The organism is Cellulomonas sp. URHE0023, from assembly GCF_000688475.1.
Classification (GTDB): domain Bacteria; phylum Actinomycetota; class Actinomycetes; order Actinomycetales; family Cellulomonadaceae; genus Cellulomonas.
Window position 1 is genome coordinate 177387 of record NZ_JIAN01000007.1, and the last position, 21767, is coordinate 199153.

Here is a 21767-nt window from a genome sequence, read left to right on the forward strand (position 1 = left end):
CGTACGCCGCCGCCCTCGGTTGCGGCAGGGTGGACGGAGCATCCGGCCGATCGAGGCGCGCAAGTCCTCGGAATCAGAAGTTTTTTCGGCCTGTCACAACGAATTCCTTGCATCGTGGGCCGCGGCCGACCACGATCGGCGCGTGAGGACACGCAGACCGGCACAGGGCAGGCCGATCCTCGACGACGTCTCCAAGGCGATCGTCGAGCAGCTCCAGGAGGACGGCAGGCGGCCGTACGCGACGATCGGCAAGGCCATCGGCCTGTCCGAGGCGGCGGTCCGACAGCGCGTCCAGCGGCTCACCGACTCGGGAGTCATGCAGATCGTCGCCGTGACCGACCCGCTCCAGGTCGGCTTCACGCGGCAGGCGATGATCGGCCTGCGCTGCGAGGGAGACCTCGACGTCGTCGCGGACGCCCTGGCCGACCTGCAGGAGGTCGACTACGTGGTGGTCACGGCCGGCGGCTTCGACCTGCTGTGCGAGGTCGTGTGCGAGGACGACGACCACCTGCTCGAGGTCCTCAACCAGAAGATCCGCTCGCTCCCGGGTGTGCGGACCACCGAGACGTTCGTGTACCTGAAGCTGCGCAAGCAGCTCTACAACTGGGGGACCAGATGAGTACGACCCGGACGGGCACGAACCGGTCGCAGGCAGCCCGCGACCACCTCTGGGGCCACTTCACCCGGCAGAGCGCGTGGGAGGACGGCGTCCCGACGATCGTGCGCGGCGAGGGCCACCACATCTACGACGACGCCGGGCGGCAGTACATCGACGGCCTGTCGGGGCTCTTCGTCGTGCAGGCCGGGCACGGTCGCACCGAGCTCGCCGAGGCCGCACGCGTCCAGGCCGAGAAGCTGGCGTTCTTCCCGCTCTGGTCCTACGCCCACCCCGAGGCGATCGACCTCGCCGAGCGTCTCGCGGCCTACGCCCCGGGCGACCTGAACCACGTGTTCTTCACCACGGGCGGCGGCGAGGCCGTCGAGACCGCCTGGAAGCTGGCCAAGAACTACTTCAAGCTCACGGGCAAGCCCAACAAGTACAAGGTCATCTCGCGCTCGATCGCCTACCACGGCACCACGCACGGGGCGTTATCGATCACTGGCCTGCCGACGCTCAAGGCGCCGTTCGAGCCGTTGGTCCCCGGTGCGCACAAGGTGCCCAACACCAACGAGTACCGCGCACCTGACCACCTGCGCGACGACCCGAAGGCGTTCGGTCGGTGGGCGGCGGACCGCATCGGCGAGGCCATCGAGTTCGAAGGGGCGGACACCGTGGCCGCCGTCTTCCTCGAGCCGGTGCAGAACGCGGGCGGGTGCTTCCCGCCGCCTCCGGGCTACTTCGAGCGCGTGCGCGAGATCTGCGACGAGCACGACGTGCTCCTGGTCTCCGACGAGGTGATCTGCGCGTTCGGCCGGATCGGCTCGATCTTCGCGTGCGACGACTTCGGCTACGTCCCGGACATGATCACGTGCGCCAAGGGCATGACCTCCGGCTACTCCCCGATCGGCGCACTGATCGCCTCGGACAAGCTCTACGAGCCGTTCGCCACCGGCAGCGCCTCGTTCGCGCACGGCTACACGTTCGGTGGCCACCCGGTCTCTGCGGCGGTCGCCAACGCGAACCTCGACCTCTTCGAACGCGAAGGCATCACCACCCATGTCAAGGAGAGCGCCCCGGCGTTCCGGCAGACGCTGGAGAAGCTGCTCGACCTCCCGATCGTCGGCGACGTGCGCGGCGAAGGCTTCTTCTACGGGATCGAGCTCGTCAAGGACAAGACGACGCGGGAGACGTTCGACGACGACGAGAGCGAGCGTCTGCTGCGCGGGTTCCTGTCCGGTGCGCTGTTCGAGGCCGGCCTGTACTGCCGCGCCGACGACCGCGGAGACCCGGTCATCCAGCTCGCTCCCCCGCTCACGTGCGGCCAGCAGCAGTTCGATGAGATCGAGCAGATCCTGCGCGGTGTGCTGACCGAGGCGTGGACGCACCTGTGACGGCTCACGCGACCCCTCCCGCGTCCCTGTGGTTCGACCAGGTGGCGGCCGACGAGCCCGAGGCCTCGGTTCGCCGCGACCCGCTCGACGGTGACGAGACAGCCGACGTCGTGATCGTCGGCGCAGGGCTGACCGGGCTGTGGACGGCCTACTACCTGCTCGAGCAGGACCCAGCGCTGGACGTGCTGATCGTCGAGGCCGAGGTTGCCGGGTTCGGGGCGAGCGGGCGCAACGGCGGCTGGTGCTCCGCACTGTTCCCCGTCTCCGCCGACGAGCTGGCCCGTCGCCACGGGCATGACGCGGCCCTGGACATGCGCGCGGCGATGCGGGACACCGTCGTCGAGGTGGGCGGCGTCGCCGCGGCCGAGCAGATCGACTGCGGGTTCGCGTTCGGGGGCACGGTCACGCTCGCGCGCAACCGTCCGCAGCTCGAGCGCATCGCCTCGGACGTCGGCGCGGATGCCCGCTGGGGTGACGAGTCGCACCTGCTGGGTCCCGACGAGGTCGAGGACCACGTGCGGGCCCAGGGTGTGATCGGCGGCTCGTTCACCCCGGACTGCGCCCGGATCCAGCCGCTGCGGCTGGTCCGTGGACTCGTGGACGTGCTTGTCTCCCGCGGTGCCCGGTTGGTCGAGGGAACCCGCGCGCTGCGCCTGTCTCCGCGCGCCGTCGTCACGGACCACGGAACCGTCCGCGCCCGCTGGGTCATCCGCGCGACCGAGGCCTGGACGTCACAGCTGCCGGGCTCGGGTCGCGACGTCGCTCCCGTGTACTCCCACATGATCGCGACCGAACCGCTGCCGCCCGAGGTCTGGTCGCAGATCGGGTTGGACCGCGCCCAGACGTTCGGCGACGCGCGACACCTGATCGTCTACGGCCAGCGCACGACGGACGACCGGCTGGCCTTCGGCGGCCGCGGCGCGCCGTACCACCTGCGCTCGTCGATCCGGCCCTCCTACGACCAGCTCACGTCGACCGCCGAGCACCTCGAGCGCGAGCTGGTCGAGCTCTTCCCGGTGCTCGACCACGCCGTGATCACCCACCGGTGGGGCGGCCCGCTCGGCGTGACCCGCGACTGGAGCCCGTCGGTCGGGCTCGATGCCGAGACCGGGATCGGCTGGGCCGGCGGATACGTCGGCGACGGCGTCGCGACCACGAACCTTGCTGGCCGGACGCTCGCCGACCTGGTCACGGGCACCGAGTCGCCGATCGTCCGCCTGCCGTGGGTGGGTCACCGCTCTCCCCGGTGGGAGCCCGAACCGCTGCGCTGGGCGGGGATCACGGCAGCCCGCCGCGCCGCGGCCTGGGCGGACCGCACCGAGCTCCGGTCCGGTCACTCGAGCCGGGTCGAAGCCGTTCTCCACAAGGTGCTCGGGGGCTGACCCCGCCTCTCGGCGCTCAGGACCGGGCGAGGAGCTCGTGGGCGCGGCGGCGTGCCCACGTCTCGGCATCGAGCACGGCGTCCAGCGAGAGGTCGTCCGCTCCTGCGTGCTCACCCAGCACCCGCTGCACGGTGCTCACGATGTCGAGGAAGCCGATCCGCCCGGTCAGGAACGCCTCGACGCACTCTTCGTTCGCCGCGTTGTACACGGCCGGGTGCGTCGGGCTCGTGGCCACCGCGGCCCTCGCGAGCGCGACCGCACCGAAGACCTCCTCGTCGAGCGGCTCGAACGTCCACGCCGTCGCCTGCGTCCAGTCGCAGCCGGGTGCCACGTCGGGCACCCGGTCGGGCCAGCTGAGGCCCAGGGCGATCGGCAGACGCATGTCGGGCGGGGACGCCTGGGCGAGCGTGGATCCGTCGACGAACTCGACCATCGAGTGGACGACCGACTGCGGGTGCACGACCACCGTGATGTCCTCGACGGGGACGTCGAAGAGCAGGTGGGCCTCGATCAGCTCGAGGCCCTTGTTCATGAGGGTGGCCGAGTTGATCGTCACGACCGGCCCCATCGACCAGGTCGGGTGCGCGAGCGCCTGCTGCGGCGTGACGGTCTTGACGTCGTCGTGGGCCCAGCCGCGGAACGGTCCCCCGGACGCGGTCAGCACGAGCCTGCGGACCTCCGGGCGGGTGCCGCCGCGCAGGGCCTGGGCGATCGCGGAGTGCTCGGAGTCCACCGGGACGATCTGGTCGGGCCGCTGTCGCGCCGCCTGGACGAGCCGCCCGCCGACGACGAGCGACTCCTTGTTGGCGAGCGCCAGCGTGCTGCCGGCGCCGAGAGCTGCCAGCGTCGGGCCGAGGCCGACGCTCCCGGTGACGCCGTTCAGCACGACGTCCGCTCCGCGGCCTGCGAGCTCGGTCGACGCGCGCGGCCCGACGAGCACCTCGACGCCGGGGAGCGCCTCGCGCAGCGCGGGACCTGCGGCCTCGTCGGCGACAGCGATGGTCGACACGCCCAGCCGCCGGGCCTGGTCGACGAGCAGTCCGACGTCTCGTCCTCCCGCGCTCAGTCCGGTGACCGTGAACCGGTCGGGGTTGCGGGTGATGACGTCGACGGCCTGGGTGCCGATCGACCCGGTGGACCCCAGCAGGATGACGGTTCGCGTGCTCACGGACCCATCATCGCGGGAAGTGGCAGGATCGCCGCATGCCAGGTCCAGCATCTGCCCAGGGGGCAGCCACCCGCCTGCTCGTGCTCGGTTGCGTGCGCATCTTCCAGCCCGTGCACGGCTACTTCCTGCGCCGCGAGCTGGTGAGCTGGGAGGTCGACCGGTGGGCGCACGTGCACCCCGGGTCCATCTACAACGCGCTCAAGTCGCTCAGCCGTTCGGGCCTGCTCGAGGAGGTGGGGGTGGTCACCGACGGGCCTCGACCGCCCCGCACGACCTACCGGCTCACGGAGGCCGGCGAGTCCGAGTTCCTTGGCCTGGTGCGTGCCGGGCTGCTCACGACGGATGACCCGACGCTGCTCCTCACGGCCGTGAACATGGCGTTCGCCCTCACCCGCGACGAGGTGGTCCAGGCGATCGAGACGAGGGTCCGCATGCTCGAGGACTCGCTGACGTCGCTGGCCGCGCAGATGCAAGAGATCCTCGAGGCCAAGGACACGCCGGACACCGCGACCGAGGTGAGCCGCCTGATGAGCGCCCGGGACCGCGGCGAGCTGGAGTGGGCGCGCGGCTACCTGGAGCGGCTGCGGAGCGGCGCTTACGCGTTCCAGGGCGAGCCCCCGCTGTGGAACCCGACGCCCGAGCAGCTCGAGGTCGCCCGCGCGGCAGGCGTCGGCCCGTGGGTCGTCTACGCGATGGCGAACGAGGACACGTAATAGTCAAGCTTGACGAGTAATAGTCCAGGTTGAATACTGGGTTCACCACGCGAAGGAGAACCCGCCATGATCCATGCCCGAGGACTAGCCCGTACCTACACGACCCGTCGAGGGGACGTGGACGCCGTTCGCGGCGTCGACCTCGACGTCGAGGCCGGCGAGATCGTCGGCTTCCTCGGCCCGAACGGGGCCGGAAAGACCACGACCCTGCGCATGCTGACCACGCTGCTGCGCCCCACGCGCGGGGAGGCGACGGTCGCCGGAGCCGACCTGCGCCGGGACCCTGCGACCGTCCGGCGCCGTATCGGCTACGTCGCGCAGTCGGGCTCCACCGCGAGCGAGGCACGAGCCGGCGAGGAGGTCGTGGACCACGCCCTGCTCTACGGCCTCGAGCGATCGGTCGCGGTGACCCGCGGCCAGGAGCTCTTCGGGCAGCTCGAGCTCGACGGGCTCTGGGACCGCAAGGCAGGGTCGCTGTCCGGAGGCCAGCGCCGACGCCTCGACATCGCCCTGGGGCTCATCCACACGCCCCGGCTCGTGTTCCTCGACGAGCCGACCACCGGCCTCGACCCCCAGGCCCGCGCCAACCTGTGGACCCACGTGCGCGGCCTGCGAGACACCCGCGGCAGCACCGTGTTCCTTACCACGCACTATCTCGACGAGGCCGATGCGCTGTGCGACCGGATCCTCGTGATCGACGCGGGGCAGATCGTCGCGCAGGGCAGCCCCGAGGAGCTCAAGCAGCGGGTCAGCGGTGACGCGATCGTCCTCACCGCGACACAGCCGTCCGACGTGGCCCGCATCGCTGCCGTCGCCGCCAGGCTGCCCGGTTCGAGCGAGGCCGTCGTCGACGGCTCGGTCGTCGAGGTGCGTGTCCCGCAGGGCCGCACGCAGCTCGCCGGCCTCTTGCGTGCACTCGACGCCGACGGCCTCGAGGTCGACGGCGTCGAGCTGCGTCGCCCAACCCTCGACGACGTCTTCCTCACCCTCACCGGGCGTTCGCTCCGGGACGGCGAGCAGAGCCGTGACAGCGCCGACACCACCGACGGAGAAGCAGCATGACCACCACCGAAAGCCCCGTGTTCCTCGACGAGCAGGCCGGCCGCTCGACCTTCCTGCGAGACAGCTCGACCGTGTTCCGCCGAGCCATGCGGATCTCCTTGCGGAACCCGGTGTGGTCCGTGATGGGCCTGCTGCAGCCCGTGCTGTACCTGTGCCTGTTCGGTCCGCTGCTCGAACCGATCGCCGGACAGCTCGGAGCCACGAACGCTTACCAGATGTTCGTCCCCGGCCTGCTCGTGCAGCTGGGCATGTTCGGAGCCCTGTTCGTCGGCTTCGGCCTGATCGGCGAATGGCGGGACGGCGTCATCGAGGCCGAACGCGTGAGCCCGGCTCCCCGTGCGGCACTCGTACTCGGCCGCGTCACCCGTGACGTGATCGTCGTCTTCATCCAGGGCGTCGTGCTGTGCTCGGTGGCGTTCCTGTTCGGGCTCGAGGCGCCGTTCTGGGGCGTCGTGCTCGGCATCGTCACCGGAGCCCTCCTGGCTGCCGCCTTCGCGTCCGCGTCCTACGCGATCGCGCTCACGCTAAAGAGCGAGGACGCGCTGGCTCCCCTCATGAACGGCATCGCCCTGCCGCTCTTGCTGTTGTCCGGGATCCTGCTGCCCATCACCGCAGCGACGGCACCGGCCTGGTTGAACACCCTCTCGAACCTCAACCCGGTCAAGCACGTGGTCTCGGGCATCCGCGCCCAGTTCAACGGGGACTTCGGTACGCCGACGGCGATCTGGGGCGTCGTGACGACGATCGCTCTTGCGGCGATAGGCATGTGGTTCGGAGCGAGGACCTTCAAGCGCGAGGACGGCTGAGCGACCGCAAGGCCGCGGACAACCAGCTCGGCGCGAGGACCTTCAAGCGCGAGGACGGCTGAGCGACCACAAGGCCGCGGACAACCAGCTCGGAACGAGAACCTTGACGCGCGAGGACGACTGAGCGACCGCAGACATGCCGAAGGCCACGCCCCTCTCACGGGGCGCGGCCTTCGGTTCGTCACTCGACGCCGAGCAGCACCTCGACGGCACGCGCCAGGAACGCGTCGACCGGCGCCTCGGCGTAGGCGTTGCGGCCCTTGCGGTGCCGGAACGTCGCCGCGCGCACCTCGGCTGCCGCAAGCGGCGCCCCGGTGTCGAAGTAGGCGACCAGCCGGCGGCACAGCTCGTCGACGTCAGCGGGCTCGTAGCCCTGCTGGCGACGCTCCGGCGGGGCGAACCGATCCCCGTCGGGGCGACCGAGCCGACCGTAGAGCGTCCGAGCCTGCTCGCTGAGCTTGGCCATCCACGCCTGCTGCCCCTGCGTCGCCACGAACTCGGCACGCGACCGGGCGACGAAGGCCGCCTCGAGCCGATCCAGCGCCGCGTCGACCGCAGCCGTCACGTAGCCGCCGCGCACCATGTCGAACGCGACGCCGCGCACGTCCTTGCTGGACAGCGCAGACGCCGGCCCCTGCTCGTACACCGCCCTCGCGTGCGCGAAGAAGTCGTCGACCTCGTCGGGGTCGTAGCCCTGCTTCAGACCCGTCACGGTCCGGAACATGCCGTCGCTCACTCGTCCTCCTCTGCTGCGAGCTGGCCGCAGGCACCGTCGATCTCACTGCCGCGCGTGTCCCGGACGGTGGTCGGGATCCCGTGCGCCCGCAAGCGTGCCACGAACTCCTGCTCGACCGCCGGATCGCTCGCCGTCCACTTGGAACCCGGGACGGGGTTGAGCGGGATCGGGTTGCAGTGCACCCAGCCCCGGCCACGCTGGTTGAGCAGCTCGCCGAGGAGGTCCGCGCGCCACGCCTGGTCGTTGATGTCGCGCATCATCGCGTACTCGATCGAGACGCGTCGGCCCGTCGCCACGAAGTACCGGTGCGCCGAGTCGATGGCCTCGGCCACCGACCACCGCGTGTTGACCGGCACGAGCTCGCTCCGGAGCTCGTCGTCGGGTGCGTGCAGGGACAGCGCGAGCGTCACCGGGATCCCCTCGCCGGCCAGCTTGTTCATCGCCGGGACCATGCCCACCGTGGAGACCGTGACGTTGCGCGCGGACATGCCGAGGCCGTCAGGCGTGGGCGCGACGAGCCGCCGCACCGTCTCCATCACCGACTTGTAGTTGGCCAGCGGCTCGCCCATCCCCATGAAGACGACGTTCGTCAGCCGGGTCGGGCCGCCCGGCACCTCGCCGTCGGCGAGCATGCGGCCGGCGGCGCGGACCTGCTCCACGATCTCGGCGGTCGACAGGTTGCGCGTCAGACCCATCTGGCCGGTCGCGCAGAACGCGCACGCGAGGCCGCACCCGGCCTGGCTCGAGATGCACAGCGTGGTGCGGTTCTTGTACCGCATCAGCACGGACTCGACCTTGGCACCATCGAAGAGGTGCCAGAGCGTCTTGACGGTCGTGCCCTGGTCCGCCGTCATGGTCTTGTGGGCCGTCAGCAGGCGCGGAAAGAGACCTTCGACCAGCTTGTCGCGTGTCGCCTTCGGCAGGTCCGTCATCGTCGCGGGGTCGTTCGAGAGGTGCGTGAAGTAATGCGTCGCCAGCTGCTTGGCGCGGAACGGCTTCTCCCCCAGCTCCGTGACGGCCTCTACCCGCTGCTCGGGCGTGAGGTCGACGAAGTGCTTGGGTGGCTTGCCCCTCGGTCCACGGCTGGGCGAGGACAGGTCGAGGCGGACGGGTGTACCGCTCATGGGTACCCCCTCTCGGGTCGGGCCGACGGCTGGGGAGCCGCGCGAACGAGAAGAAGAAGCGTGTCGGGTCAGGCGGGTTGCAGGACCGACAGGACGAGGTAGACCGCGGGGACGGTCAGAAGCATGGAGTCGAGACGGTCGAGCAGGCCACCGTGACCCGGGATGAGCCGGCCCATGTCCTTGAGCTCCAGGTCGCGCTTGAGCAGCGACTCGCTGAGGTCCCCGAGGGTTGCGGTCACGACCGTGGCAAGGCCGACGAACACGCCGACCAGGGGCTTGCCGCCGAACGCGACCTGGACGCCGACCACACCGACCACGCACGCGAGCACGACCGAGCCGAGCAGACCCTCCCAGGTCTTCTTCGGGCTGACCGATGGGGCAAGCGGGTGCTTGCCCAGCAGGACACCGACCGTGTACCCACCGGTGTCGTTCGCCACGCAGAGCAGGATGAAGAGCATGACGCGCGAGGGTCCGTCGGGCTCGGCGAGCATGAGCATGACGAACCCGGCCAGGAAGGGCAGGTACGCGGCCGCGAACGCTCCGGCGGTCACGTCCCGCAGCGCCGACTGGCCGCTGCCGTCGAGCACACGCCAGACGACGACGCCCCCGACGGTGAGCATGAAGGAGACGAACAGCGCCTCGGGACCGGCCGTGTACGCCGAGACGAGGATGCCGACCGCACCGACCAGCAGAGGGAGCAACGGCAGGTGGATGTCGCGACGCGTGAACGCCTGAGCAAGCTCCCACAGCGCAGCGCACACCGCGACGATCGCCAGGACGCCGAACGCTTCCTTGCGGATGAACAGCGACGCCACCACGACGACGAGCAGGCCGACGCCGACGACGATCGCGACCGGCAGGTCACGACCCGAGCGCGGCGTACGGGTGCTGGCGATGGCTGTGTCCGTCATCAGACCTCGAGCAGCTCGTTCTCCTTGGACGAGAGGAGCTGGTCGATGAGGTCGACGTGCTTCTTGGTCAACGCCTCGAGCTCCTTCTCGGCCCGGCCGACCTCGTCCTCGCCGGCCTCGCCGTCCTTGACGATCCGGTCGAGCTCCTCCTTGGCGCGTCGACGGATGTTCCGGATGGAGATGCGGGCGTCCTCGGCCTTCGTCCTGGCCAGCTTCACGAAGTCCTTGCGACGCTCCTGCGTGAGCGCAGGCAGCACGACACGGATGACGTTGCCGTCGTTGGTCGGGTTGACCCCGAGGTCCGAGTCGCGCAGCGCCTTCTCGATCGCCACGCTCGACGACTTGTCGAACGGCGAGACCAGGATCGTGCGCGCCTCGGTCACGTTGAACGACGCGAGCTGCTGCAACGGAGTCGGGCTGCCGTAGTAGTCGACGAAGATCTTGGAGAACATCGCGGCGTTCGCGCGGCCCGTGCGGATCGTCGAGAAGTCTTCCTTGGCGACCTCGACGGCCTTGTCCATCTTCTCTTCAGCCTCGAAGAGGGTCTCGTCGATCACCGGAGCTCCTTCGTGCGTCTCGTGTTGTGCGAACCATCGACCATGCCAGATCAGCTGGCCGTGATCAGCGTGCCGATCTTCTCACCCTGCAGCGCCCGGGTGACGTTTCCGACCTCTTCCAGTCCGAACACGCGCATGCGGACGTCGTTGTCACGGCACAGGCTCAGGGCCGAGCCGTCCATGACTCCCAGGTCGTTGACGAGGGCGTCCGTGTAGGTCAGGTGCTCGAGCTTGACGGCGGTCGGGTCCGTGCGCGGGTCCGCCGAGTAGACGCCGTCCACGCCGTTCTTGCCCATGAGCACCTCGTGGCAGTGCGTCTCGAGGGCGCGCTGCACGCTCACCGTGTCGGTCGAGAAGTACGGCATGCCGGCACCGGCGCCGAAGATCACGACGCGGCCCTTCTCGAGGTGCCTGATGGCCCGCAAGGGGATGTACGGCTCGGCCACCTGACCCATCGTGATCGCCGTCTGCACCCGGGTGCTCACGCCGGCCTGCTCCAGGAAGTCCTGCAGCGCCAGGCAGTTCATCACCGTGCCGAGCATGCCCATGTAGTCGGCCCGCGCACGGTCCAGACCTCTCTGGGACAGCTCCGCGCCACGGAAGAAGTTGCCGCCGCCGACGACGATGGCCACCTGGACCCCGGCGCGCACCGCGATCGCGATCTCTCCTGCGACGCGCTGCACGACGTCCGCCGCGAGGCCGATGTCGCCGCCGCCGAACGTCTCGCCCGACAGCTTGAGCAGGACCCGACGCTCCGGCTCGGCCCCGCGTGCGGTGCTCGGGCTGTGGCTCACGTCGCCTCCTGAAGAGTGTCCTGTACTGGCCGTTCCTGGCTGCGGCGGTGGCCCCGACCCAACCGGATCGGGGCCACCGCCGTGCTCACAGGTGTCAGGCTCCCACGCGGTAGCGCACGAAGCCCGTCAGCGTGCCGCCGGCCTCGGTGAGGACCTGCGCGACCGTCTTCTTGTTGTCCTTGGCGAACGCCTGCTCGAGCAGGACGTTCTCCTTGAAGAACCCGTTGAGGCGTCCCTCGATGATCTTCGGCAGTGCAGCCTCGGGCTTGCCCTCGTTGCGTGCCGTCTCCTCGGCGATGTGGCGCTCGTTCGCGACGACGTCAGCCGACACCTCCTCACGCGTGAGGTAGGTCGGCGAGAACGCCGCGATGTGGGTCGCGATGTCGCGTGCCACACCGGCGCCGGCCGCGTCGGTCGCCACGAGGACGCCGACCTGCGGGGGCAGGTCCTTGCTGACCTTGTGCAGGTAGAGCTCGACGTGCTCGCCGGCCACGCGGGCCAGGCGACGCACGACGACGCGCTCACCGAGGGTGGCCGCCGTCTCGTCGACGATGGTCTGCACGCTGGAACCGTCGACCTCGGTGGCCAGGAGCGCCTCCGCGTCACGGGCCGGGTTGTCGACGGCGGCCGCGAGGACGCGGTCTGCCAGCGCCACGAAGTTCGGGCTCTTGGCGACGAAGTCCGTCTCGGAGTTGATCTCGACGAGCACGCCCGTCTGACCCTCCCCGTCGGCCGTCGGGCCCACGTGAGCGACGACGAGGCCGTCCGAGGCCGCGCGCCCCTCACGCTTGCCGACGCCCTTGAGGCCCTTGACCCGGATGAGCTCGAGCGCCTTGTCGGAGTCGCCCTCAGCCTCCTCGAGCGCCTTCTTGACGTCCATCATTCCGGCACCGGTCTTCTCGCGCAGCGCCTTGATGTCTGCGAGCGAGTAGTTCGCCATCAGTCGTGTCCGTTCTGCTTGTGTCGTGATGATCGTGCGGGCGGATCCGGCCGCGTCGCCGCGGCCGGATCGGACTCACTTGGAGTCGGCGTCACCCTCGGCGGCAGCCTCTTCGGCGATCTCCTCGGCAACGGCCTCGGCGACGACCTCCTCAGCGACCTCAACGGCAACCTCGGCCTCGACGCCCTCGGCGACGAGCTCCTCGGCGATGGCCTCGACGACGACGGCCTCCTCGAGGGCGATCTCCTCGGCGACGGCCTCGGCGATCTCCTCGACGACCTCGGCAGCGGCGGCCTCTTCAGCAGGCGCGGCGGCGGCATCGGCGGCCAGACCTGCCTCGGCGCCGGCGAGCAGCTCACGCTCCCACTCGGCCAGCGGCTCGGCGTCTGCGTCGGCGCCCTCGGCGGCCGCGGTGCGACCCGAGTGGCGCTTGAGCAGACCGTCGGCCGCGGCGTCGGCGATCACGCGGGTCAGCAGCTGCACGGCGCGGATCGCGTCGTCGTTGCCCGGGATCGGGTAGTCGACGACGTCCGGGTCGCAGTTCGTGTCGAGGATCGCGACGACCGGGATGCCGAGCTTGCGCGCCTCGTTGACTGCGAGGTGCTCCTTGTTCGTGTCCACGATCCACACGGCCGAGGGGACCTTGGCCATGTCACGGATGCCGCCGAGCGTCTTCGCGAGCTTGTCCTTCTCGCGGCGCAGGACGAGCAGCTCCTTCTTCGTGAGGTTCGAGCCCGCCACGTCGTCGAAGTCGATCTGCTCCAGCTCCTTGAGGCGCTGGAGGCGCTTGTGCACGGTGCTGAAGTTGGTGAGCATGCCGCCGAGCCAACGCTGGTTGACGTAGGGCATGCCGACCCGCGCGGCCTGGTCGGCGACCGGCTCCTGCGCCTGCTTCTTCGTGCCGACGAACAGGATGGTGCCGCCGTGCGCGACGGTCTCGCTGACGAACTCGTACGCGCGGTCGATGTAGGACAGCGACTGCTGCAGGTCGACGATGTAGATGCCATTGCGCTCGGTGAAGATGAAGCGCTTCATCTTGGGGTTCCAGCGGCGGGTCTGGTGCCCGAAGTGGACACCGCTCTCGAGCAGCTGGCGCATGGTCACGACGGCCATGGCACGTCCTTCCGGCGCGCACCGCGAGGTGCACGCGTCAACGGCGGACCCGCGAGGGATCCGCATCTCGGTTGTCGGCTCCGACCACCTGGTCGTCGCCCCTGGCGTCATGTCGCTCCCGCCCCGGACGACTGCATCGTGGGTGACCACGTGTGCACACGCCGGACCGCTGCGGAGATCGACCCCGTCCTGGTGCTCGCCGGCCCGGAAGCCGAAGGCTTCGAAGGCACGGGCAGGCTCCCGGATCGGGAAGATGACGCGCGTAGTCGACCGGTACGGACCGGTCGCACCACGAGTTTAGCCGATCGGAGCACCAGGTCCGAACCGACGTGCCGAGCGCTCGGCAGCCACCGACGCCGGCGGGCGCCCTCGCGGGGCGCGGCGCGTTCGAGGAGGCCAGCACGCGACGCCGCAGGTGACCAGCCGCGGCGTGGCCGGAGCTGGGAACGGGGGCGTTCGAGTGCCGAGCAGACCCCAGCCCGTCCTTCGCCATGGAGCCGACGACGCACTCTGCGGCCGCTGCTCGACGTCGGACGCTGGGCACATGCCCCCTTCGGTTCCAGCTCGCCATCTCACGCCGAGGACGTTCACCAGTGCCGTCCTGGGCGCGCTGGCCGCCCTCCTCGCGGCCGTGGCGCTGGCCGTCGCCGCACCTTCCGCGTCCGGCGGACCGCTGAGTGTGCCGACCGGCACCAGCTACGGCCTGCCCCTGGAGGGCGCGCCCGATGTCGCGCGAGCGTTCGAGCGGCCGGCGAACGCGTTCTCCGCGGGACATCGGGGAGTCGACCTCCGCTCGGTCGAGGGTGCGACCGTGCTGGCCCCCGCCGACGGGATCGTCACGTTCGCGGGTCAGGTCGCGGGCCGCGGCGTCGTCACGCTGGCCCACCCTGACGGTCGGCGGTCGAGTCTCGAGCCGGTCAGCCCCGCGGTCGCCGTCGGGGCCCGCATCGTGCGTGGGCAGCCGGTCGGAGCCCTCCAGACGGCCGGCTCGCACTGCGCACCGGCGGTCTGCCTGCACTGGGGTGTCCGAGTCGACACGACCTATGAGGACCCGTTGGCGATGCTCCCCGGCGCGGGTCCGGTCGTCCTGCTGTCATCGAGGATGACGCAGTCGCCGGACCACAGCTCGGTCAGGCGCGCTCGGCGTCCAGGAGTCGCGTGCGCAGGCGGACCATCGCCGCCGTGTGCATCTGGGAGATCCGCGACTCGGTGACGCCGAGAACGCGTCCGATCTCTGCGAGGGTCATGCCCTCGTAGTAGTAGAGGACGACGACGATGCGCTCGCGCTCGCCGAGACACTCGATGGCACGCGCCAGCAGGAACTTCGTCTCGGCAGCCTCGAGCGAGCCGGCGGGGTCCTGCGAACGCTCGTCGCCGAGGGTGTCCCCCAACGAGACGCCGCCCGGACGGTCGTCGCCTCCCCCGAGCAGCTCGTCGAGCGCGGCGACGTTGACCGTGGAGAGCTGCGAGTAGATCGCGCGGAGGTCCTCGACCGGCATCTCGAGGTGCACGGCGACCTCGGCCTCGCTCGGGGTGCGGTGCAGCTTGGCCTCGAGCTCGGCATAGGCGCGGTCGACCGAGCGAGCCTTGGTCCGGACCGAGCGCGGGACCCAGTCCATCGCACGGAGCTCGTCGATGATGGCGCCACGGATGCGCGAAGACGCGTAGGACTCGAACTTCACGGCGCGGTCCGTCTGGTACTTCTCGATGGCGTCGATCAGCCCGAACATGCCGTACGACACGAGGTCGGCCTGCTCGACGGTGCTCGGCAGGCGCATGCCCACGCGGCCTGCGACGGCGTTCACCAGCGGCGCGTAGTGCAGGATCAGGCGCTCACGTGCCTGCGGGACGGCCGTCGCCTTGTACTCGTCCCACAACGCCTCGATCTCCTCGGCGGACGTGCTCGGAGCAGACGCGCCACGCTGGGTGGGGACCTCGACGATCGCCTCCACCACGGAGGCGTGGGGCTGCGGGATGACTCCCTCGGGAGCCGTGCTCGTCGGTCGCGTATGGACGTGGTACGCGATGTCCAGCTGGGTGCTCATTGTCGACTCCGTCGTGTTTGTCATGCTCGTGGGTGCGCCTGCTGGAACGCCGATCGCAGACGCTCGGCGGAGACATGGATGTAGCGCTGCGTCGTCGCGAGACTCGAGTGACCGAGGATCTCCTGGACGCTGCGCAGATCGGACCCGCCTTCGAGAAGGTGGGTCGCTGCGGTATGACGCAATCCGTGGGGTGCGACGTCATCGACGCCGGCGAGGGCTGCGGCCTGGTGGACGACCGCGCGCGCTTGGCGCTGGTCGAGACGTCCACCACGACGGCCGAGGAAGACGGCCTTGGGTGAACTGGGCTGGGCGAGCTGCGGGCGACCACGCTCAAGCCAGGCGCGCAGAGCAAGCTCCGCGGGACGTCCAAACGGTACCACACGTTCCTTGTCGCCCTTGCCGACGACGCGGATGGTGCGCTCGGACGGGTCGGCGTCGGCCAGGTCGGCAGCGACGACCTCCCCGACGCGCGCACCCGTGGCGTAGAGCATCTCGAGGAGCGCCCAGTCACGCAGGTGGATCGCGTCGTCGTCCTCGGCGCGCTCGCCGGCGGAGTCGAGAAGCTGCGTGACGGGCTCCACGCGAAGCACGGTCGGGAGCGGAGCAGCAGCGCGCGCGGTGGCCAGGCGGGCAGCCGGATCGGTCGCGATGAGTTCGTTCCGAGCGGCCCAGGCGAAGAAGGTCCGCAAGGCTGCACCGCGGCGCGCGAGCGTGGAACGGCTCCGCTGCGCGGTCGCCATCGAGGCGAGCCAGCCGCGAAGAGCGGCCAGATCAATGTCGGACAGGGAGATTGCGCCGTGCCGCGAGGCATATCCGAGGAACAGGTCCACATCGCCCAGATAAGCGCGCACAGAATGCTCTGAGAGACCTCGCTGAGCGGTCAGGTGGTCGGAGAAGGCAGCAAGGAGCGTCACCCGACTGGGCGTCCCTGCGGTGATCTCGACCACGTCCATGTCCTCTACGGTGACGGCAAAGGGCCCGGGGAACAAGCGTGGCTTTCACACCTACGGCCTAACGCTGGGCGATTCCGGGGTCAATGTCCGTTTCGCCGAGCAACTATTGAAGCCGTGTCCCTTTTTTTCACCCGCCATCGCACTCACCCTGCAAACTGAAAGTGCCCACATCGGCGCGTCGGCTGGACGGAAACCTCTCACGAGTCGGACAACCGGGCCAGAAGCCATGACCCGCCCCGCCGGACGGCCCATCCGTCGAGCTCCAGCATGCCTAGAGCGGCGCCCGCTTCCGTCGTCGAGACGCCCGCGGCGGAGGCTACTCGCTCGAGCTCGATCGCCGTCCTGTGCGGCAGCGCGTCCAGGACACGCCGCGCAAGGGGGTCGAGGTGGTCCGTGGCCCGCTGCGCCCCGGCGTGAGCCGCGAGCTCCGCCGGTGTGAGCATCGAGCCGGCCAGCCCGGCAAGCTCGCTCACGTCGTCGGCGTCCGTGACGCACACCGCGACGCCTTCGCGGAGCAGCCGGTGACAGCCTGCCGAGGCCACCGACGTGACGGGTCCCGGCACAGCACCCACCGGGCGCAGCAACCTCGCGGCATGGTGCGCGGTGCTCATCGCCCCCGACCGCCACGCCGCCTCGACCACCACCGTCGCGCGGGACGCTGCCGCGATCATCCGGTTGCGCTGCAGGAAGCGGCTCTTGGTCGGAAGGCTTCCCGGCGGCACCTCGGACACGAGCGTGCCGCCACCGGAGACCACCGCCTCCAGCAGGCGGGCGTTGCCGGCCGGATACGCGCGGTCCACGCCACCGGCGAGGACGACCAGGGTCGGTCCGCCGCGTGCGACGGCGCCGCGGTGCGCCGCCGCGTCGATCCCGTAGGCGCCGCCCGAGACGGTGCACACGTCACGGCTGGTCAGGCCGTCGGCGATGTCGAACGCGATGCGCTCGCCGTACGTCGTCGACGCCCTCGAACCGACCACCGAGACGGACCGCTCGAGGGTCCGCCGGAGGTCCGGTGCGCCCCGGACCCACAGGCAGAACGGCGCCTCGGACCCGAGACCTGCCAACCCTGTGGGCCACCGCGGGTCGGTCGGCACGAGCAGCACACCCCCGAGCCGGTCGAGCCGGGTCTGGCTGCGTTCCGGGTCGACGTCGGGCAGTCGTGCCGACCACCGCAACACAGCACGGGCGATCCTGGCGCGCACCGCGGGAGCAAGTGGGCCGCACTGCGCCTCGAGCTCGCGCCACCGAGCCTCGGTGCGACCACCGATGGTCGCGCGTACCCATGCCAAGGCAGCCGACGCGCCCAGCTGCTCGACGAGCGTCCCCGCCACGACGTCCCCCGGTTCCACCAGGGCACTCCAGGTCACTCGTGCCAGCAGATCCGCAGCCGCGTGGCTCATGCGCCGTTCCCCCGGGTCCGCAGCAGCAGGGCTTGCCCGACCTCCGAGCGTCCTGGGGCGTCGCGCCCCTCGAGGTCGGCGAGCGTCCACGCGACCCGAAGCACGCGGTCGACGCCACGCAGGCTCAACGTGCCACGATCGAGGGCTCGATCCAGGTCGCCCATCAGCGATCGGTCCGGCCCCAACCGGTCCCGGAGCCAGCCACCGGGCACCTCGCCGTTGGTCCGCCACGGTGTTGCGACAAGCCGGTGCGCCTGGGCCTCGCGTGCCGCCAGGACTCGCGCTGCGACCTGCGCAGTCGATTCCCCGGCGGCAGACCCGGAGCGCGCCGGCCCGAGCTCCACCTGGAGGTCCACCCGATCCAGCAGCGGACCGGACAGCTTCCCGAAGTAGCGGCGGCGCTGCTCGCTGCGACATGTGCAGGCCAGGCCTTTGCCCACGGCCTGGCCGCACGGGCACGGGTTCGCGGCGAGCACGAGCTGAAATCGTGCCGGGTAGCGCGCCGTGCCCGCAGCGCGGTGCAGGACGAGCTCCCCGTGCTCTAGAGGCTGCCGCAGCGTCTGCAGGACCGCCGTGCTGAACTCTGGTGCCTCGTCGAGGAACAGGACGCCGCGGTGCGCCCGTGAGGCTGCCCCAGGGCGCGGAACACCCGACCCGCCACCGATCACGCTCGCGGGCGTCGCGGTGTGGTGCGGGTCCTCGAACGGCGGGCGCCGCAGCAGTCCTTCCCTCGGGTCGAACGCGCCCGCGACGGAGTGCACGGCGGTCACCTCGACGGCGTCAGCCTCGGACAGGTCGGGCAGGAGTCCGGGCAGACGTGCGGCCAGCATCGTCTTTCCCGTGCCGGGCGGTCCGACCAGGAGCAGATGATGGCTGCCCGCCGCAGCGACCTCGAGGCAGGCTCGGGCATCGTCCTGCCCCATCACGTCCGCGAGGTCGAGCGTCGCCGGCCGCATCCGATCTTGCACCGGCTCGGGATCCACCGCGGGCAAGGTGGGCACCGCGACCTCGGCTCCGTAGCTCGCGGCGACCTCGGCCAGGCTGCGCGCGCCGACCACCTCTGCACCCGGGACCAGACGCGCCTCCGCGACGTTCGCCTCGGCGACGACCACCCGGCAGCGCCCCGCGGCCACAGCGGCGGCGACGGCGGGGAGAACGCCCCGAACCGGTCGTACCCGACCGTCGAGCCCGAGCTCACCCAGGTGCACGGTCCCGTGCGGGCCGGCGCCACCGATGGTCTCCGCGCCGGCAAGGGTGGCGACGGCGATGGCCAGGTCGAAGCTGGAGCCTGACTTGGGCAGCGTGGCCGGCGAGAGGTTGACCGTGATCCGCCTGTTCGGCCACGCCATGCCCGACGACGTCACGGCGGCACGCACCCGGTCCCTGGACTCCGTGAGCGACGCGTCCGGAAGGCCCACGAGCGTGAACGCCGGCAGCGACGGCGCCAGGTGCGCCTCGACGTCGACCACGTGCCCCGTGAGGCCGACGAGGGCGACGCCCAGGGTTCGGCCCAGCACCATCTAGACCACCCCGACGAGGTGCTCGACCTGAGCGGCCCTGCCACGGATCAGGAGCACCGCGATGACGTCGACCCGGATCGACCGGGGATGCACGTCGTGGGCCGCCAGCCAGCCCGCCGCGAGCCGACGTACCCGTGCGAGCTTGACGGCGGTCACCGCCTCCGCGGGATGCCCGTAGAGGGTGGACCTGCGCGTCTTGACCTCCACGACCACGAGCTCGTCGCCGTCGAGCGCGACCAGGTCGAGCTCACCGTCCCGGCACCGCCAGTTGCGTTCGAGAACCTGCCATCCGCGGCTGAGCACGTGCGCCTCCGCGACGTCCTCGCCGTACCGCCCCACTGCGTCCTTCGCGCGCACCGGACCACCTCCGGGTACGACGCTGCCAGGCAGGGAACGGGGTGGACGCGCTGGTGCCGACGAGGCGCTACGCGATGGGCTGTGGTCGGGTCAGCGGGCGAAGCCGGCGCTGCCGCCGAGGTCGAGCTCTGCCTTGGCGAGCTCCTCCACGTTGACGTCCTTGAACGTCACGACGCGGACGGACTTCACGAACCGCGCTGAGCGGTAGACGTCCCACACCCAGGCGTCGGCCAGCGACAGCTCGAAGTAGACCTCCCCGGCCGCCGAGCGCACCTGCAGGTCGACCTGGTTGGCCAGGTAGAACCGACGCTCGGTCTCGACGACGTAGGAGAAGAGCCCCACGACGTCGCGGTACTCGCGGTAGAGCGCGAGCTCCATGTCGGTCTCGTAGTTCTCCAGGTCCTCGGCACTCACGCGCCCATCATCCCCCATCGGAACGCACCCGCCCGCCCGGCGGCTCAGGTGTCGTCGACTCCCGGGAGCCGCCAGGACCGTCGGTGCAGCACGCTCGGGCCGAGCTCGCGCAGTGCAGCCATGTGCTCCGGCGAGGCGTATCCCTTGTTCTCGTCCCACCGGTAGTGCGGGTGATCCGCGGACAGAACGACCATCATCGCGTCGCGCTCGCACTTGGCCAGCACGCTCGCGGCGGCCACGCTGGCGCACGAACGATCGGCCTTGATCCGCATGTGGACGCGCGGGGCCGCGGCGAGCGGCTCGTCGTCGAGCGTGAACAGGTCACCCTGTGCCGGACGGCTGAGCCAGTCGTGCGACCCGTCGAGGAGGACCACGTCGACCGGTCCGACCTCCCGCGCCACGCTCTCCAGTGCGCGCGTGCCGGCCAGTCTGAGCGCAGCAATGATCCCGATCGCGTCGATCTCCTCTGCGCTCGCGTGCCCGACGGCCCGCGCCACGCCCCATCGCCGCAGGGCCGGCAGGAGCGCGATGCGAGCCGCGGGCGCGAGAAGCTTGGAGTCCGCGACGCCCTTGGGTGCGGACCGGGTCGCCACGTCCACGACGACTACGCCGACGCTCACGGGTCCGGCCAGCGACCCGCGACCCACCTCGTCCATGCCGGCGAGCAGGCGGGCGCCGTTGCGTAGCAGGAGACGTTCATGGCGCAGGTGCGGAGCCGGGCGCACCGGTGCGGTGCGGGCCGGTTCGGTGGTGGCCGGTGACGTGCGGGCCGGTTGGCTGGCGACCGGTGAGGTGCCTACCGGTTCGGCCGTAACCGGTGCGGTAGCGGCCTGCAAGGTGCCGGACGGCGTCGGGCGCGCCGTCGCCGGGTTCTCGGCCGTCGTCGTCACGACGCGTCGGGCACGTCCGAGAACGTGCTGCTCGGGTTGCGCAGGAGGCCGAACCGCTCCAGCGGCCACACCGTGACGAACGCCGTGCCGACGACGTTCGAGACCGGCACAGCACCCCCGCCGGGGTTGCCCATGTGGGCTCGTGAGTCGGCGGAGTTCTGCCGGTTGTCACCCATGACCCAGATGCTGTTCGCAGGCACTGTGACGTCGAACTGCACCTCGCTGGGTATCGCCCCGACGGCCAGGTACGGCTCGTCCAGCGGAACGCCGTTCACCGTGATCGGCTCGCCCGGTCCAGCGCACGCGACCCGGTCACCGGGAAGCCCGATCAGCCTCTTGACGAGGTGCTCGTTCGCGTCGGCCGGGTACAGCCCGACGAACGTCAGGGCACTGTTGATGCCCGAGCGGAGGGGACCCGGGTCGGGCACGGCCGCGTTGTTGAGCCAGCCACCGGGGTCCTTGAACACCACGATGTCGCCCCGCCGAAGGTCGAACGGACCAGGCGTCAGCTTGCTCACGAGGATCCGGTCGTGCTCGATCAGCGTGTCGTGCATCGACTGGCTCGGGATGAAGAACGCCTGGACCAGGAAGGTCTTGACGAGCAGCGAGAGGACGATCGCGCTGACGAGGATGATGACCGTCTCGCGCAGGAGCGACCCGGCCCCACCGCTGCGACCCGCAGCAGCGTGGCGACGGCTCACGGTCGACGTGGGCGCGACCGGCGCGATGTCGCTGAACGGCGCGACCGGGACGACGGGCGTCGCGGGGCCCAGGATCGGCGTACCGCCGAGGGGTGCTGCCTGGCCCGGCCAGGCGGCTGGTCCAGCCTCCGGGTCGAGCTCGTCGGCGGTTGGGTCGGTCACCGACACACTCTCGCACGTGCCGATGAG

General features: G+C 70.7%; 23 protein-coding genes. 7 read left to right on the top strand and 16 right to left on the bottom strand.

The features are described from left to right. The first annotated feature begins 142 nt into the window (after window positions 1-142). Genes N553_RS0113875 through N553_RS0113885 form a run of 3 tightly spaced genes read left to right on the top strand, consistent with a single transcriptional unit; the run spans window position 143 to window position 3374 of the window. The gene (locus N553_RS0113875; RefSeq protein WP_028047027.1) at window positions 143-619 is read left to right on the top strand and encodes an Lrp/AsnC family transcriptional regulator; all 477 of its coding nucleotides are present in this window, start codon (window positions 143-145) and stop codon (window positions 617-619) included. Next, window positions 616-1992, top strand: coding sequence for an aspartate aminotransferase family protein (locus tag N553_RS0113880; RefSeq protein ID WP_028047028.1), 1377 nt, complete (start codon window positions 616-618; stop codon window positions 1990-1992). The genes N553_RS0113875 and N553_RS0113880 overlap by 4 nt, the downstream gene beginning before the upstream one ends. Further along, on the top strand, window positions 1989-3374 hold the full coding sequence (locus N553_RS0113885; RefSeq protein WP_081844604.1) for an FAD-binding oxidoreductase: 1386 nt from the start codon (window positions 1989-1991) through the stop codon (window positions 3372-3374). The genes N553_RS0113880 and N553_RS0113885 overlap by 4 nt, the downstream gene beginning before the upstream one ends. 16 nt (window positions 3375-3390) lie before the next feature. On the opposite strand, the gene dxr is transcribed toward N553_RS0113885, so the two are convergent. Then, window positions 3391-4593: a 1-deoxy-D-xylulose-5-phosphate reductoisomerase gene (gene dxr, locus N553_RS0113890; protein WP_051640177.1), complete on the bottom strand. Its 1203-nt coding sequence runs from the start codon at window positions 4591-4593 to the stop codon at window positions 3391-3393. Between dxr and N553_RS25115 the strand changes: the two genes are divergently transcribed. The 3 genes from N553_RS25115 to N553_RS0113905 all read left to right on the top strand — a co-directional run bounded on the left by N553_RS25115 (window position 4578) and on the right by N553_RS0113905 (window position 7123). Next, entirely contained in the window at window positions 4578-5255 is a 678-nt protein-coding gene (locus N553_RS25115) for a PadR family transcriptional regulator (protein WP_156043845.1), read from the top strand. The genes dxr and N553_RS25115 overlap by 16 nt on opposite strands. 66 nt (window positions 5256-5321) lie before the next feature. Next, window positions 5322-6317: a daunorubicin resistance protein DrrA family ABC transporter ATP-binding protein gene (locus N553_RS0113900; protein WP_028047031.1), complete on the top strand. Its 996-nt coding sequence runs from the start codon at window positions 5322-5324 to the stop codon at window positions 6315-6317. Then, entirely contained in the window at window positions 6314-7123 is an 810-nt protein-coding gene (locus tag N553_RS0113905; RefSeq protein ID WP_051640179.1) for an ABC transporter permease, read from the top strand. Before N553_RS0113900 ends, N553_RS0113905 begins: the two co-directional genes overlap by 4 nt. Window positions 7124-7304: 181 nt before the next feature. On the opposite strand, the gene N553_RS0113910 is transcribed toward N553_RS0113905, so the two are convergent. From N553_RS0113910 to rpsB, 7 genes are all read right to left on the bottom strand, one after another. Next, window positions 7305-7859, bottom strand: a complete 555-nt coding sequence (locus tag N553_RS0113910; protein WP_028047033.1) for a DivIVA domain-containing protein — start codon at window positions 7857-7859, stop codon at window positions 7305-7307. After that, the gene (rlmN, locus tag N553_RS0113915; protein WP_028047034.1) at window positions 7856-8983 is read right to left on the bottom strand and encodes a 23S rRNA (adenine(2503)-C(2))-methyltransferase RlmN; all 1128 of its coding nucleotides are present in this window, start codon (window positions 8981-8983) and stop codon (window positions 7856-7858) included. The genes N553_RS0113910 and rlmN overlap by 4 nt, the downstream gene beginning before the upstream one ends. A gap of 68 nt (window positions 8984-9051) precedes the next feature. Continuing rightward, a complete protein-coding gene (locus tag N553_RS0113920; RefSeq protein WP_028047035.1) occupies window positions 9052-9894 on the bottom strand; it encodes a phosphatidate cytidylyltransferase in 843 nt (280 codons plus the stop codon). After that, window positions 9894-10451: a ribosome recycling factor gene (frr, locus tag N553_RS0113925; protein WP_028047036.1), complete on the bottom strand. Its 558-nt coding sequence runs from the start codon at window positions 10449-10451 to the stop codon at window positions 9894-9896. Before frr ends, N553_RS0113920 begins: the two co-directional genes overlap by 1 nt. 50 nt (window positions 10452-10501) lie before the next feature. Next, window positions 10502-11245 (bottom strand): UMP kinase, encoded by a 744-nt coding sequence (pyrH, locus tag N553_RS0113930; RefSeq protein ID WP_028047037.1) that lies wholly within the window; start codon window positions 11243-11245, stop codon window positions 10502-10504. Between the two features lie 94 nt (window positions 11246-11339). Next, window positions 11340-12185, bottom strand: coding sequence for a translation elongation factor Ts (gene tsf, locus N553_RS0113935; RefSeq protein ID WP_028047038.1), 846 nt, complete (start codon window positions 12183-12185; stop codon window positions 11340-11342). A gap of 75 nt (window positions 12186-12260) precedes the next feature. After that, a complete protein-coding gene (gene rpsB, locus N553_RS0113940; protein ID WP_028047039.1) occupies window positions 12261-13298 on the bottom strand; it encodes a 30S ribosomal protein S2 in 1038 nt (345 codons plus the stop codon). Between the two features lie 544 nt (window positions 13299-13842). Here rpsB and N553_RS0113945 point away from each other — a divergent pair. After that, complete coding sequence (locus tag N553_RS0113945) at window positions 13843-14511, top strand: M23 family metallopeptidase (protein WP_028047040.1); 669 nt, start codon at window positions 13843-13845, stop codon at window positions 14509-14511. Here N553_RS0113945 and whiG read toward each other — a convergent pair. The 8 genes from whiG to lepB all read right to left on the bottom strand — a co-directional run bounded on the left by whiG (window position 14429) and on the right by lepB (window position 21740). Then, entirely contained in the window at window positions 14429-15274 is an 846-nt protein-coding gene (whiG, locus tag N553_RS0113950) for an RNA polymerase sigma factor WhiG (RefSeq protein ID WP_369796719.1), read from the bottom strand. The two genes, N553_RS0113945 and whiG, sit on opposite strands and share 83 nt — an antisense overlap. A gap of 89 nt (window positions 15275-15363) precedes the next feature. Continuing rightward, window positions 15364-16296 (bottom strand): tyrosine recombinase XerC, encoded by a 933-nt coding sequence (locus N553_RS0113955; protein ID WP_051640180.1) that lies wholly within the window; start codon window positions 16294-16296, stop codon window positions 15364-15366. A gap of 197 nt (window positions 16297-16493) precedes the next feature. Next, a complete protein-coding gene (gene dprA, locus N553_RS0113960; protein ID WP_034622506.1) occupies window positions 16494-17696 on the bottom strand; it encodes a DNA-processing protein DprA in 1203 nt (400 codons plus the stop codon). Beyond that, window positions 17693-19216, bottom strand: a complete 1524-nt coding sequence (locus N553_RS0113965) for a YifB family Mg chelatase-like AAA ATPase (protein WP_028047044.1) — start codon at window positions 19214-19216, stop codon at window positions 17693-17695. Before N553_RS0113965 ends, dprA begins: the two co-directional genes overlap by 4 nt. Beyond that, a complete protein-coding gene (locus tag N553_RS0113970) occupies window positions 19217-19573 on the bottom strand; it encodes a YraN family protein (RefSeq protein ID WP_028047045.1) in 357 nt (118 codons plus the stop codon). A 90-nt stretch (window positions 19574-19663) separates the two neighbouring features. Beyond that, on the bottom strand, window positions 19664-19987 hold the full coding sequence (locus N553_RS0113975; RefSeq protein ID WP_028047046.1) for a DUF2469 domain-containing protein: 324 nt from the start codon (window positions 19985-19987) through the stop codon (window positions 19664-19666). Window positions 19988-20031: 44 nt separating this feature from the next. Next, window positions 20032-20712: a ribonuclease HII gene (locus N553_RS22790; protein WP_034622660.1), complete on the bottom strand. Its 681-nt coding sequence runs from the start codon at window positions 20710-20712 to the stop codon at window positions 20032-20034. Between the two features lie 161 nt (window positions 20713-20873). After that, window positions 20874-21740: a signal peptidase I gene (gene lepB, locus N553_RS22795; protein WP_369796718.1), complete on the bottom strand. Its 867-nt coding sequence runs from the start codon at window positions 21738-21740 to the stop codon at window positions 20874-20876. Window positions 21741-21767 lie beyond the last annotated feature (27 nt).